The 13,284-nt window shown below is 71.0% G+C and carries 12 protein-coding genes; 10 read left to right on the top strand and 2 right to left on the bottom strand.

Annotation, left to right across the window (positions count from 1 at the left end; all coding sequences use genetic code 11):
* Nucleotides 1–229: 229 nt before the first annotated feature.
* From AC07FT_RS34645 to AC07FT_RS34610, 8 genes are all read left to right on the top strand, one after another.
* Nucleotides 230–1,033 (top strand): DeoR/GlpR family DNA-binding transcription regulator, encoded by an 804-nt coding sequence (locus tag AC07FT_RS34645; RefSeq protein WP_479180082.1) that lies wholly within the window; start codon nucleotides 230–232, stop codon nucleotides 1,031–1,033.
* 250 nt (nucleotides 1,034–1,283) lie between these two features.
* On the top strand, nucleotides 1,284–2,654 hold the full coding sequence (locus AC07FT_RS34640; protein ID WP_479180080.1) for an ABC transporter substrate-binding protein: 1,371 nt from the start codon (nucleotides 1,284–1,286) through the stop codon (nucleotides 2,652–2,654).
* A gap of 8 nt (nucleotides 2,655–2,662) precedes the next feature.
* Nucleotides 2,663–3,616: a carbohydrate ABC transporter permease gene (locus AC07FT_RS34635; protein WP_479180079.1), complete on the top strand. Its 954-nt coding sequence runs from the start codon at nucleotides 2,663–2,665 to the stop codon at nucleotides 3,614–3,616.
* Between the two features lie 26 nt (nucleotides 3,617–3,642).
* Nucleotides 3,643–4,458 (top strand): carbohydrate ABC transporter permease, encoded by an 816-nt coding sequence (locus AC07FT_RS34630; RefSeq protein ID WP_479180110.1) that lies wholly within the window; start codon nucleotides 3,643–3,645, stop codon nucleotides 4,456–4,458.
* A 55-nt stretch (nucleotides 4,459–4,513) separates the two neighbouring features.
* Complete coding sequence (locus AC07FT_RS34625; protein WP_479180077.1) at nucleotides 4,514–5,593, top strand: NAD(P)-dependent oxidoreductase; 1,080 nt, start codon at nucleotides 4,514–4,516, stop codon at nucleotides 5,591–5,593.
* Nucleotides 5,594–5,599: 6 nt separating this feature from the next.
* Nucleotides 5,600–7,099, top strand: a complete 1,500-nt coding sequence (locus AC07FT_RS34620) for an FGGY-family carbohydrate kinase (RefSeq protein WP_479180076.1) — start codon at nucleotides 5,600–5,602, stop codon at nucleotides 7,097–7,099.
* A gap of 198 nt (nucleotides 7,100–7,297) precedes the next feature.
* Nucleotides 7,298–7,789 (top strand): ATP-binding protein, encoded by a 492-nt coding sequence (locus AC07FT_RS34615; protein WP_479180074.1) that lies wholly within the window; start codon nucleotides 7,298–7,300, stop codon nucleotides 7,787–7,789.
* 87 nt (nucleotides 7,790–7,876) lie between these two features.
* Nucleotides 7,877–8,497: a LysE family translocator gene (locus tag AC07FT_RS34610; RefSeq protein WP_479180073.1), complete on the top strand. Its 621-nt coding sequence runs from the start codon at nucleotides 7,877–7,879 to the stop codon at nucleotides 8,495–8,497.
* A 113-nt stretch (nucleotides 8,498–8,610) separates the two neighbouring features.
* Here AC07FT_RS34610 and AC07FT_RS34605 read toward each other — a convergent pair whose 3' ends face one another.
* Both AC07FT_RS34605 and AC07FT_RS34600 read right to left on the bottom strand, forming a co-directional pair.
* On the bottom strand, nucleotides 8,611–10,056 hold the full coding sequence (locus AC07FT_RS34605; protein ID WP_254750961.1) for a glyceraldehyde-3-phosphate dehydrogenase: 1,446 nt from the start codon (nucleotides 10,054–10,056) through the stop codon (nucleotides 8,611–8,613).
* A gap of 218 nt (nucleotides 10,057–10,274) precedes the next feature.
* A complete protein-coding gene (locus AC07FT_RS34600; protein ID WP_479180072.1) occupies nucleotides 10,275–11,024 on the bottom strand; it encodes a hypothetical protein in 750 nt (249 codons plus the stop codon).
* A 285-nt stretch (nucleotides 11,025–11,309) separates the two neighbouring features.
* Here AC07FT_RS34600 and AC07FT_RS34595 point away from each other — a divergent pair, with 285 nt between their 5' ends.
* Both AC07FT_RS34595 and AC07FT_RS34590 read left to right on the top strand, forming a co-directional pair.
* Nucleotides 11,310–12,284: an ABC transporter ATP-binding protein gene (locus AC07FT_RS34595; RefSeq protein ID WP_479180070.1), complete on the top strand. Its 975-nt coding sequence runs from the start codon at nucleotides 11,310–11,312 to the stop codon at nucleotides 12,282–12,284.
* Nucleotides 12,281–13,111, top strand: a complete 831-nt coding sequence (locus AC07FT_RS34590; RefSeq protein WP_479180069.1) for an ABC transporter permease — start codon at nucleotides 12,281–12,283, stop codon at nucleotides 13,109–13,111. The genes AC07FT_RS34595 and AC07FT_RS34590 overlap by 4 nt, the downstream gene beginning before the upstream one ends.
* Nucleotides 13,112–13,284: the final 173 nt, after the last annotated feature.

Genomic DNA, 13,284 nt, shown 5'->3' with positions numbered 1-13,284 from the left:
TCAGCCATAATTGTCACGCAAGATGTGTTAACAAAGTGCGGGTCTTCCCCTAAGAATCTGCCCAGGGGCGGGTGCGCCGACGGTGAAGACCGCACCGGCCGCCTGCCGTGGGAGGTGGAGGCGGCGGCCACCGCACCGGTACGGTCTGGATCGACCGTGCGGGGATCGAGCCGCTGGTGTGCCCGGGGACGGGCCGGACCGCGCCGGGCGCGGAGGGGAAGGAGGCCGTATGCCGGCCAGGGCACGGCTGTCGCAGGCCGCCGTCGAGGAACGGCGGCAGGCCGTCCTGCGCCATGTGGTCGAACGCGGCGAGATCCGCATCGACGACCTGGCCTCACGGTTCGACGTCAGCCTGATGACGATGCACCGCGACCTGGACGACCTCGCCGCCCGCCATCTGCTGCGCAAGGAACGCGGCCGCGCCGTCGCCTTCCCCGCTCTCACCATGGAGACCGCCACCCGCTTCCGGGAGTCCGCCCGGCTGGCCGCGAAGATCGCGCTGTGCGCGGCGGTGGCCGACCGGATCACCCCGGGGACCACCCTGCTGCTGGACGACTCCACCACCCTCTACCCGTTGGCCGACGTGCTGGCCTCGGTCGGCCAACTCACCGTGGTCACCAACTCGGTGGGCCTCGCCCAGCGGCTGGGCGGCGCGCCCGAGGTGGACATCACGCTGCTGGGCGGGCGCTACAACAGCGAGTTCAACTGCTGCACCGGCCCCGATGTGGTCGGCGCCCTGTCCCGGATCCGCGCCGATCTCGCACTGACCTCCGCCACCGCGATCCTGGAGGGCCGTCTCTTCCACCCGCTGCGCGAGTACGCCGAGATCAAGGAGGCCATGCTGGCCTCCGCGAACCGCTCGCTGCTGCTGGCCGACCACTCCAAGTTCGGCCGGACCGCCACCTACGCCTACGGCACGGCCGCCGTCTATGACGGGGTGCTCACCGACACCGCCACCGCGGACGAGGAGATCGCGGCCATCCGCGGGCTGGGGGTGCGGGTGGAGCGCATCGCTCCCGAGGAGTCCCCCTGACCCGTCCACCACCGCTCCCCGGCCACCGCCAGGCTCGCGCCCCGGACCCGGTGGCCCCGGATCGCGTCCGCGGGCTCACTCCGGTAGCGGCCGTCCAGCAGGGTGATCTCCACTCCGGCGGCCGTTGCCGCGCGCATCTTCGGGGAAGCTGAGAGCATCGCGATGGACAGGCCCGCGATCATGCTCATGCCGACCGTGGACGACGCCGTGCTGGTCCGGCAGGCACGCCGACGGCGGAGAGGGATCCGGTATGGCGCGACCACCGCTCGGGCGGCGGACGACCGGTGGCGCGGCCGCCCTCTGCGCCCTGTCGCTGCCCGCGGCGGGCTGCGGCGGATTCGGCGGGGTGGGGGCCGGTGACGGAACCACCGTCTCGGTGGCCGTGGTGGCCAATCCGCAGATGAAGGACATGGAGGCGCTGACCCCGTACTTCGAACGCGCCCACCGCGACATCCGGGTGCGTTTTGTGACGCTGCCGGAGAACCAGGCTCGGCAGAAGATCACCGAGTCGGTGGCCACCGGTGGCCGGGAGTTCGACGTCGTCATGATCAGCAACTATGAGACACCCCTCTGGGCGCGGAACGGCTGGCTGACCGACCTCCAGGAGCGGGCCGAACGCACCCCCGGCTACGCGCCGTCGGACTTCATCGCCCCGGTCCGCGCCGCGCTGTCCTACCGCGGCCATCTGTACTCGGTTCCCTTCTACGGCGAGTCGTCGTTCCTGATGTACCGCAAGGACCTCTTCGCGGCCCGGCGGCTGACCATGCCCCAGCGGCCCACCTGGCGGCAGGTGGCGGCCTTCGCCAAGGCACTCGACGACCCCGGCCACGGGGTGGCGGGGATCTGTCTGCGCGGCGCGCCGGGCTGGGGCCAGGTGCTCGCCCCGCTGAACACCGTGATCAACACCTTCGGCGGCCGGTGGTACGACCTGCGGTGGAACCCCCAGCTCACCACCCCCGAAGTGGAGCGGGCCGTGCGGTTCTACGTCTCCCTGGTGCGCCGTCACGGCGAGCCGGGGGCGGCCAACGCGGGCTTCACCGAATGCGCCACCCACTACGCCCAGGGCAAGGCGGCCATGTGGTACGACGCCACCTCGGCGGCCGGTGTGCTGGAGGACCCGGCCAACAGCAAGGTGGTGGGACGCACCGGATACGTCGCGGCGCCGGTGGCACGGAAGGCGTGGTCGGGCTGGCTGTACTCCTGGTCGCTCGGTATCCCCCGCGCCAGCCGTCACCAGGACGCCGCGTGGCGGTTCATGTCCTGGGCCACCTCCCGCCGGTACATCGAACTGGTGGGACGCCGGCTCGGCTGGTCCCGGCTGCCCCCGGGCAGCAGATACTCCACCTACGCCCTCCCCCGGTACCGGCGGATCGCGCGGTCGTTCGCGGGCCCCACGTTGCAGGGCATCCGCCACGCCGACCAGCAGCGCCCCACGGTGGAACCGGTGCCCTACACCGGTGTGCAGTTCCTCGACATCCCCGAGTTCCAGGACCTGGGCACCCGGGTGAGCCAGCAGATCAACGCGGCCATCAGCGGACAGGAGTCGGTGCACACCGCCCTGGCACAGTCCCAGCGCTACGCCCGGACCGTCGGCCGCGACCAGCGCCGACCGGAACGCTAGGGGCGGCCGTGGCAGTCGGCGCGTTTCCGCCCGCGGGTCCGACGGCGACCGCCGGGCCGCTTCCGGCCCGGCGACCGCCACTGCGGGCCGGGTGGCGACGCCGTTGGCCGCTCGCCCCCGCGCTGCTCTGGCTGGTCGTCCTCACCCAACTGCCCTTCGTCTTCACCGTGCTCTTCTCCTTCCAGTCCCGGAATCTGCTCCGGCCCGGTGCGGAGCGCTGGGTGGGGCTGGCCAACTACGCGAATGTGTTCACCGACACCGTGTTCCGCGCGGCGCTGCTCACCGAGATCGAGCTGACGGTCCTGGCGGTCGCCATCGCCATGGCGCTGGGAACGGCCCTGGCGCTGCTGCTCGACCGGCGTTTCCCCGGCCGGGGCGTGGCCCGGACGCTGCTGATCTCGCCGTTCCTGGTGATGCCCGCGGTCGCGGGACTGCTGTGGAAGACCGCCATGTTCGACCCGGTCTTCGGCCTCGTCAACGTCGCGGCGTCCTGGGCCGGCGTCCAGGGCACCGACTTCACCAGCCGTTTCCCCGTGGCGTCGGTGGTCACCGTCCTGGTGTGGCAGTGGACGCCGTTCATGATGCTCATCGTCCTCGCCGGGCTGCGGAGCCAGCCGGCGGACACCCTGGAGGCGGCCCGGGTGGACGGCGCCGGACCGTGGGCCACCTTCCGCTGGATCACCCTGCCGCATCTGCGCCGCTACATCGAACTGGGTGTGCTGCTCGGTGTCATCCACCTGGTCAACACCTTCGACGTGATCTACATGATGACGCAGGGCGGGCCCGGCACCCGGACCACCAATCTGCCCTACTACATCTACCAGCGGGCGTTCCTGGGCTTCGACGTCGGCCAGTCCTCGGCACTGGGGGTGGTCACCGTCGCCGGGACACTGGTGGCCGCGGCGCTCGCGCTGCGGTTGCTGTTCACGGCCTTCACCGGCGTCCGGGCGGGTGACCGGTGAGAAGCCCCACCGCCCTCCGCCCGCCGCTGCGACGCCGGTTCGGTCCGTGGCTGTGGACCACCGTCACCTGGGTGGTGACCGCGGTGTTCTTCTTCCCGGTGCTGTGGATGGCGCTCACCGCGTTCAAGACCGAGGCGGACGCCTACACCACCTCCCCCACCGTGGTGTTCTCCCCGACGCTCGAGCAGTTCCGGGCGGTGTTCGCCGAGGGTGTCGGTCCGTACCTGGGCAACTCCGCGCTGGCCGCCGGGGCTTCCACCGCCATCGTGCTGCTGCTCGCGACACCGGCCGCGTACGCGCTGTCCATCCGGCCCGTGCGCCGGTGGCGCGATGTGCTGTTCTTCTTCCTCTCCACCAAGATGCTGCCGGTGGTGGCCGCGATCATCCCGGTGTACCTGGCCGCGCGCGGGCTGGGCGCGCTCGACAGCATCGGCACGCTGATCGTGCTGTACACGGCGATGAACCTGCCGGTGGCGGTGTGGATGCTGCGCTCGTTCTTCCTGGAGATCCCGCGTGAGGTGCTGGAGGCGGCACGGGTGGACGGGGCGACGACGCGTCAGGAGGTGATGTGGGTGCTGCTGCCCATGGTGGCCCCCGGTCTCGCCGCCACCGCCCTGATCTGCGTGATCTTCTCCTGGAACGAGTTCTTCCTGGCGTTGAACCTGACCTCGGTACGGTCCGCCACGATGCCCGTCTTCCTCGTGGGTTTCATCACCAGCGAAGGGCTCTACTGGGCCCGGCTGGCCGCGGCCGCCACCCTGGCCTGTCTGCCGGTGCTGCTGATGGGGTGGCTGGCGCAGCGCCAGCTCGCCCGCGGCCTGTCCATGGGCGCGGTGAAATAGCCGGTGACCACCCGGACACCTGCCACAACGCGGAGCAGAACAGAGAGGAGCAGCGGTGCGTGTGCTCGTCGTCGGCGACCACTTCATCCCGGCCGCCCGCTATATCGAGGCCCTGGCCGAGGTGTCCTCCCGGGGCACCGGTCCGGACACCGGCCCGGTCCACGGTATCGGCCCGGTCCGCGATATCGCCTGGTCCGGCACCAAGGCCGAGCAGCACGCCGCGCAGCAGGAGATGGAACTGCGGGGGCCGGACGCGGTACCGGTCCCCGGTGAGATCGTCGAGGCCGTCGGGGACACCGAGGTGCTCGCCGTGCACTTCGCCCCGGTGTCCGCGCGGGTGCTGCGGGCGGCCCCGGAGCTGCGCGCGGTGTGTGTCGCCCGGACCGGTCTGGAGAACGTGGACGTGGCCGCCGCCACCGAGCGGGGCGTCGCCGTCGTACCGGTACACGGGCGCAACGCCTCGGCCGTGGCCGAACTCGCCCTGGGGCTGATGCTCTCCGAGGCGCGCGACATCGCGCGCGCGGACGCCTCGGTCAAGGCCGGAGGGTGGCGCAAGGATTTCGGCGGGCCCGGTGACGAGGTCGGTGGCAGCACCGTCGGCATGGTGGGCATGGGCCATGTGGGACGGGAGCTGGCGGACCGGCTGCACGGCTTCGCCGTCCGGCTGCTGGTCCACGACCCGTATGTGCCGGACGCGGTGCTGGAGCACCACGGTGCGGAGCGGGCGGCCGATCTGGACACGGTGTTCCGGGAGTCCGACGCGGTCCATGTGCTGGCCCGGCTGACCCCGGAGACCGAGCGGTTCATCGGCCCGGAGCAGTTCGCGCTGATGAAGCCCACGGCGTACTTCTTCAACACCGCGCGCAGCCGTCTGGTGGACACCGGCGCGCTGTACGCGGTGCTGGCCTCCGGCCGGATCGCCGGGGCCGGGCTCGATGTGCACGACGAGGAACCCCTGCCCGCCGACAGCCCGTGGCGGACGCTGGACAATGTCACGCTCACCACCCACTACGGCGGCGACACGGTCATCACCAATGAACGTTCGGCCCGGCTGGTGGCCGGGGCCGTCGCCGAGCTGGCGGCCACCGGGCGCTGCCGGGGCGCGGTCAACGCCCGTGAACTGGAATGGATGTAGGACCCCGTGCGTGAACTGTTGCTGGGCATCGACGCCGGGCAGACCGTGACCAAGGCGCTGCTGTTCGACCCCGCCGGACGGGAGGTGGCGCGCGGCCGCGCGACGGTGCCGCTGAGCAGCCCCCGGCCGCACCGGGTCGAGCGCGACATGGACGAGGTGTGGCACGCGGCGCGGCGGGCCGTCAAGGAGTGCCTCGCCGCGGCGGGTGAGGGGGCGGCCCGGTCCGTGGCGGCGGTGGGGCTGGCCGGGCACGGCGACGGCGTCTACCCCGTGGACGAGCGGCTGCGGCCGGTGCGCTCGGCGATCCTGGCGCTGGACACCCGCGCCGAACCGCTGCTGGACCGGTGGCGGGACACCCCGCTGTGGACGCGGGCCCTGGACCTCTCCGGTCAGGTGCCCTTCCCGGGCTCCCCGGCCGCGCTGCTGCCCTGGATCGCCCGCCACGACCCCGACACCCTGCGGCGCAGCCGGTGGCTGCTGTTCTGCAAGGACTGGCTGAGGCTGCGGCTGACCGGCACCCCCGCGACGGATCCCACGGACGCCAGCGCCTCGTTCACCGATGTCCGCACCCGGGCCTACTCGGCGGAGCTTCTGGAGCTGTACGGCGTCGGTGAGCTGGCCGGGAAACTGCCGCCGGTACTGGCGTCCGACGCCCTGGCCGGGGCGGTCACCCCCGAGGCCGCCGCGGCCACCGGACTCACCGCCGGAACCCCGGTGGTCACCGGTGCGCATGACGTGGACGCGGCCGCGCTCGGGGTGGGACGGCTGGATCCGGGTGAACTGTGCGTGGTGGCGGGGACGTTCAGCGTCAATCAAGTGCTCAGCGATCGGGTGGTGCTGGATCCGCGCTGGCAGGTCCGGGGTTCCGTGCGGCCGGAACACTGGATGATCATGTCCACCTCCCCGTCGTCGGTGGCCAACCTCGAATGGTTTCTCCAGGTCATGGGCGTCACCGCGGAGGCCGGGGAGACCGTGCACGACGTGATCGCACGGGAGGTGGCGGCCCATCTCGGGGGACCGTCGGAGATGGTCTTCCACCCCTTCCTCTACGGCTCCCCGCTCGGTCGGCCCACCTCGGGCACCTTCCTCGGGATGCGCGGCTGGCACACCCGCGGCCATGTGCTGCGGGCACTGCTGGAGGGCGTGGTGCTCAACCATCGCTGGCACGTCGACGCCCTGTGCTCGACGCTGCCCGTCAGCGGACCCGTACGGCTCACCGGTGGCGCCGCGCGCAGTGAGCTCTGGAGCCAGATGTTCGCCGACGCGCTGGCCCGGCCGGTCGAGGTCACGGATGTGGCGGAGAGCGCGGCGCGTGGTGCCGCCCTGCTCGCCGCCACGGCGGTCGGGCTGCTGGACGGCCCGGGCGATCCCCGCGCCCGGGTGAGGGTCGGCCGACGGCATGAACCGGAGGAGGGACGGGTGGCCGTGCTGGAGGAGGCGTACCAGGTGTACCTGGAGGCGTTGGAGGCGCTCGGACCGACCTGGTCACGGCTTGCCACGGACTGACCACGGGGAACCGGTACAGGGGCCCGGTGCAGCGGCCACACTGGAAGCGCATCGTTGATGTATCACATAAATAGAGATCTTTTAGCTTAATTTATGAGATTTCTTGCCGGAATCTCTTGTAATACCGCTGGGTCAGGCGTAGACCGGAGCCAAAGGCAGCACCACGCCGCCACCCTTCGCCCGGAAGCGATCCGCACCATGTGTGTCACCGCCACCCTGCTCGCCTCGCCGGTCGGCCCCCGACCGGCGGAGCCCCCGCCGCTGGCGCCCACCCCGGTCTCCGGACGCGACGCCCTGCTCACCCTGCCCGCCGAACCGGCGCTGGTCGGCTGTGCCCGCCACTTCGCCGAGAACGTCCTCATCCACTGGAAGGTGCCGTCCGACGCATGCGATTCGGCCGTGCTCGTCGTCGGGGAGCTGGCCGCCAACGCGGCCCGGCACGGACGCAGCCGGATGACCGTCCGGCTGACCCTGACCCCGGACGCCCTCCGGCTCGTGGTGTCCGACCACGGACTGCTGCCCCGACCCAGGCGCCCGCATATCGCCCCCGTCTCCGACCCCGATGAACACGGCCGTGGAATCGCCCTGGTGGAGACCCTCGCCAGCCGGGTGGAGACCCGTCGGCACGACAACGGCCACTGGGTCCGCGCCACCCTGCCGGTGGCCACGGCACGGCTGATGGCGGCATGAGCGGTCCCGCATGAACGCCGTGCCCCGCGACGGGTCGTGATCACTTTCACACCGGTGAGGTGATCGATCGCCCTCAGACTGGCCCTTATGTGGACGCAGACAGCGACGGCGGCCGGAGTGCTCGCCCTGTTGACCGTGGTACCGGGGCCGGACATGGCCGTGGTCACCAAACGCGCGATCGCCTCCGGGAGGGCGGAGGCCCTGCGCACCGCCGCCGGGATCACGACCGGGCTGCTGGTGTGGGGCGTGTGCACCGTCGCCGGACTCGCGGCGGTCCTCGCGGCCTCGGCCGAGGCGTACTTCGTCGTGAAGATCCTGGGCGCGGTGTACCTGGCCTACCTCGGTGCTCAGGCGCTGTGGCAGAGCCGGCGCGCGGCGCGGCCGGAGTCGGGCCGGCCGGTGAGCGGTGGCTCGAAGCGCGCGTTCACGACCGGGCTGACCACGAACATCCTCAACCCGAAGATCGCCGTGTTCTACACCGGGCTGCTGCCCACACTGGCTCCCGACGGACTGCCCACGGCGACCGGGATGGCCCTGCTGGTCGCGTTGCACGCGGCCCTGACCCTGAGCTGGCTGGGCGGTTACGCCTGTCTGGTGTCCCGGGCCCGTGGGGTGTTCCAGCGGCCGCGCGTCCGCCGGCTGCTGGACCGGGTGACCGGTGTGGTGCTCATCGGGTTCGGCGCGCGGATCGCCACCGAGGTCCGCTGACACCGCGCGCCGGAGCGACGAACGGCGGGGGACGCACGGCGGCGGGGGAGCGGCCGACCCGTATCGGGTCCGGCCGCTCCCCCGCCATTCGCGCTGTGGGAGCCCGGGTGGGGTCAGCCCACCGGAGCCGGGTACGTCGGGTACTCCACCCCGGAGACGTGCTGGACCACGCGGATGACCTGGCACGAGTAGCCGAACTCGTTGTCGTACCAGAGGTAGAGGATCGCGTTGTCACCGTCGACCTTGGTGGCACCGGCGTCGACGATCGAGGCATGGCGAGAGCCGATGAAGTCGTTGGAGACCGCGTCGGGCGCGCTGGTGAAGTCGATCTGGCGCTTCAGCGGCGAGGTGAGCGACACATCGCGGAGATAGTCGACGACCTCCTCGCGGGTGGTCTCGCGACCGAGCCGCAGGCTGAGGATGGCGATGGACACGTCCGGCACCGGGACCCGGATGGAGCTGCCGGTGATCGGCGCCTTGAGGTCCGGCAGCGCCTTGGCCACGGCCGAGGCGGCACCGGTCTCGGTGATGACCATGTTGAGCGGCGCGGACCGGCCGCGACGGTCGGCCTTGTGGTAGTTGTCCAGCAGGTTCTGGTCGTTGGTGAACGAGTGGACGGTCTCCACGTGGCCGCGGAGCACACCGTACTCGTCCGCCATCGCCTTCAGCGGCGGGACGATCGCGTTGGTGGTGCAGGACGCGCAGGACAGGATCTGCTCATCCGGCTTGATCGTGTCGTGGTTGACACCGTGCACGATGTTGGGGACGTCGCCCTTGCCCGGCGCGGTCAGCACGACCTTCTCGACCCCGGGGCGCAGGTGCTTCGACAGGCCTTCACGGTCCCGCCACTTGCCCGTGTTGTCGATGAGGATGGCGTCCTTGATGCCGTACGCCGTGTAGTCGACCTCGGACGGGTCGCTCGCGTAGATCACCTTGATCTCGTTGCCGTTGGCGACGATCGTGCTGTTCGCCTCGTCAACGGTGATCGTGCCCTGGAACTGGCCGTGGATGGAGTCACGGCGCAGCAGCGAGGCGCGCTTGACGATGTCCTGGTCACCACCCCGGCGGACGACGATGGCGCGCAGCCGCAGACCGTTGCCGGACCCGGCCTTCTCGATGAGCAGCCGGGCCACGAGGCGGCCGATACGGCCGAAACCGTAGAGGACGACATCGCGCGGCTCACGGCGCTCGATCTTGTTGTCCCCGGTGGCACCCGATACGGCCTCGGCGGTGAACTCCTCCACCGACAGACCGCGGTCATCGGCGCGGTAGCTCTCGGCGAGCAGACCGAGGTCGATCTGGGACGGGCCGAGATCGAGTGTGGTCAGAGCCTGGAGGAAAGGAAGGGTGTCGGTGACCGAGAGTTCGACACCCGCGATCTGCCGGGCGAACCGGTGGGTCTTGAGGATGCTGACCACCGACTTGTTCACCAGGGAGCGGCTGTGGAGCAGGACGGTCACGTCCCGCTCCCGGTGCAGCTTCCCGATGATCGGGATCATCGACTCCGCGATCTCCTCGCGGTTCTTCCAGTTTGTGAACGAGTCCTCGTTGACAGTCACAGTGCATCTTTCGAGCTAGGCGGTGCTCATATGCTACCCCTGCCAGCACGATGATCCTTCAAACGCCCCCCTGGGGCGGCATTCTGTGACGGGACTCATCACCACGCCCGGGCACCCTTTTGCCCCATAATGCCCGACCCCGGTCATCACACGGATCCCTTGGCGGGGCGGCCGCGACCTCCGGACCCCGCGTACGGCGCGGACCGGCAGGACAGGACCTAGCGGGGCAGCCGGTAGCGGAAGCGCAGCTCGAAGGTCGCCTCCATCACCAGGGCGACGGGGTCGAAACGACGCACCCGCCCGCGTTCGACACCAGTGCCCCGGATGCCCTCGAACTCCTCGGTGCCGCCACTGATGACACCGCGCCCGTCCCTGCCCGGACCGACGGTGGACACGACGGTCCGGTCGCCCACCCAGGGCTTCCCGGACTCCAGGGCGGGCTGGAAGATGGTGGCGGCGACGTCGGTCTTGTCCTCGACCTCGTCATAGAAGATCGTCCCGCGGCCCGGGAGATGCAGCAGCCAGGCACTGCGGGAGCGCATGATGCCCGACTCGGGGGTGCTTTCGGGCAGCAGGGTCTCCAACTCCGTGCCGTACCCCACGACGGTGCCCTCCGCGTCCCGCAGCAGCCCACCGAAAGCCAGTGTCCGCTTGAGCCGGGCGTCGGTGAACGGGGCGACACCGGGCGGGAAGGGCGCCGCCGGCGTGAGTCCGCCGTGGGTGTTCACGATGACGTCCTTCGGGGTTTCGCAGAAGAACGACTCCTCGATCCAGCCGTGCCTGCCGTGCCCCCTTCCGCTGGCGGAGGGCGCGGACTGCGCCCGGGCGGGACCCGCGGTGGCGGCGGAGGCGGCCAGTGCGGTCACGGCCAGCCCGGTCAAGGCGGTACGGCGGGAGGGCACCCCGGTCGCCTCGTTCCCCTCGGTCGCCTCGCCCGCCCCGGCGGAAGGTTCTTGGTCTGCGACCACGGCATATCTCCTCAAAACAGGGTATAGTTCACCTTTGCGCTCCACTGCGACGCTATCCCTCCCTCCCGCGGGGCCCGGTGAGTAATTCCTACTCCCCCTCCCCGCCACCTCCCCGGGGCACGGCCGCCCACGGACACCTCCCTCGCTACCTCTCAGGTCGCACGGCGGACAGCGGCGTTGATACCCGCGGCGTACGGAGAGCGGCGCTTCCGGCTGACGCGGCCCCGATGCAGGGCGACTTAGCGTGTTTCTCGTCCCCAGAGGGGCGCCGCGAAAGGAACCCGCATGATCGAAGCAAGAGGACTGTCCAAGCGCTACGGCGACAAGGTCGCCGTGGACGACCTGAGTTTCACGGTCCGGCCCGGACTCGTCACCGGCTTCCTCGGGCCCAACGGGGCCGGAAAATCCACCACGTTGCGGATGATCGTCGGCCTGGACCAGCCGACCTCCGGTACGGCGACGGTATGCGGCCGCCCCTACCGGGAGCTCGCCCGGCCGCTGTGCACCGCCGGTGCCCTGCTGGAGGCCAAGGCCGTGCACAGCGGACGCACCGCCCGTGAACACCTCCGGGGGCTCGCCGCCTCCAACCGCCTGCCCAAACGGCGAGTTGACGAGGTGTTGGAACAGGTCGGCCTGACCGCCACCGCGCGGCGGCGCGTCGGTGGCTTCTCGCTCGGCATGGGCCAGCGGCTGGGCATCGCGGCCGCGCTGCTCGGGGATCCCGAAGTCATCATCCTCGACGAACCGGTCAACGGCCTGGACCCGGAAGGCATCCAGTGGGTACGCGAGTTCATGCGCGGGATGGCCGCCGAAGGCCGTACCGTCCTGGTCTCCTCCCATCTGATGAGCGAGATGCAGGACACCGCCGACCACCTCATCGTCATCGGACGCGGCCGGCTGGCGGCCGACAGCTCGATGGCCGACTTCCTGGCGCGCAGTTCGCACAACGGAGTGGTGGTGCGGTCACCGCACACGGCGCGCCTGGTCCCCGTGCTGCGCGGCGAAGGGGCCACGGTCGACGCCCTCGTGGACCGCGACCGCACCGGTGAGCAGGACCGGGCGGAGGACCCGCCGCTGATCGTGAAGGGGCTCGACGCCCGGCGGATCGGGGAGCTGGCCGGACAGAACGGCCTGTGGCTGCACGAACTGGCACCCCAGCGGGTGTCGCTCCAGGAGGCCTTCATGGAACTCACCGCGGACGCCGTCGAGTACCGGGTGGGACAGCGCCGGACGGCCGAGCACATCGGAGGTGCCGCATGAGCACGGTACGGACGCAGTACGCCAGGCCGGAGCCCCTCGCGGACTCCCCCACCCCACCCCGTGGCGTCGGCGGACCGTCACCGCGGTTCGCCGACGCGGTCGCCTTCGAATGGATCAAGGCCCGGTCGATCCGTTCCACGTGGTGGACACTGGCGGCCGCCGCCTGTATCACCATCGGCATCGGCGTGCTCGGTGGCGACAAGACGCTCGCGGGTGACGACACCGCGAACGTGATGGGCAACATCCTCATCGGCCTCTTGCTCGGACAGGTGGCGGTGTGCCTCTTCGGGGTGCTCACCGCCACGTCCGAGTACGGCACCGGATCGATCCGCAGCACGTTCACGGCGGTACCGGACCGGATGCGGCTGCTGGCCGCCAAGGCGCTGGTGGTCTTCACCGTCTCCCTGGTGGCGGGCACCGCCATCGTCTTCGCCACCTTCGCCGCCGGGACCCTGGCGCTGAACCCGGGGGTCGAGGTCCCGTCGCTGTCGGACGGGGCGGTGCTGCGGGCGCTGCTGGGCGGAGGCTGCTACCTGGCCCTGCTCGGGGTGTTCTCACTGGCCCTGGGCCTGGTGCTGCGCGCCTCCGCGGGCGGGATCACGGCCGCGGTCAGCGTCACGTTCATCCTGCCCACGGTGTTCCAGATGCTCGGCCAGGACGGCGAGACCCTCCGCAAGTGGTGGCCGACCGAGGCCGGACAGCAGATCCTCAAGGTGACCCCGTCCTCGACCGATCTGGCGCCGGTTCCGGGGCTCGGCTACTTCGCCGTGGCCACGCTCCTCGCCCTGGCCTGCGCCATGGTCCTGACCCACCGGCGCGACGCCTGACCGGCGGGTGCCGCCGCCCAGGCCGTGTCCGGTGGATCACCTCGGGCCCCCGAGCTGATCCACCGGACACGGCCTAGCTGTATTGACCCGGAGGGTTGTTCACGCGGCTGATGGGTGGCTGGCCGCCGAGTGCGGTGTGGCATCGGTGATGGTTGTAGTTGTGTAGGAAGGTG

The sequence above is a fragment of the Streptomyces sp. NPDC045899 genome, from assembly GCF_056431485.1.
The sequence above is the reverse complement of the archived record's forward strand: the minus strand, read 5'-3'. Positions and strand labels throughout refer to the sequence as shown.

What these genes read in the sequence shown, in the direction of transcription:
- AC07FT_RS34645 (WP_479180082.1), top strand. Translation starts at nt 230, where the DNA reads ATGCCGGCCAGGGCACGGCTGTCGCAGGCCGCCGTCGAGGAACGGCGG.
- AC07FT_RS34640 (WP_479180080.1), top strand. Translation starts at nt 1,284, where the DNA reads ATGGCGCGACCACCGCTCGGGCGGCGGACGACCGGTGGCGCGGCCGCC.
- AC07FT_RS34615 (WP_479180074.1), top strand. Translation starts at nt 7,298, where the DNA reads ATGTGTGTCACCGCCACCCTGCTCGCCTCGCCGGTCGGCCCCCGACCG.
- AC07FT_RS34610 (WP_479180073.1), top strand. Translation starts at nt 7,877, where the DNA reads ATGTGGACGCAGACAGCGACGGCGGCCGGAGTGCTCGCCCTGTTGACC.
- AC07FT_RS34595 (WP_479180070.1), top strand. Translation starts at nt 11,310, where the DNA reads ATGATCGAAGCAAGAGGACTGTCCAAGCGCTACGGCGACAAGGTCGCC.
- AC07FT_RS34590 (WP_479180069.1), top strand. Translation starts at nt 12,281, where the DNA reads ATGAGCACGGTACGGACGCAGTACGCCAGGCCGGAGCCCCTCGCGGAC.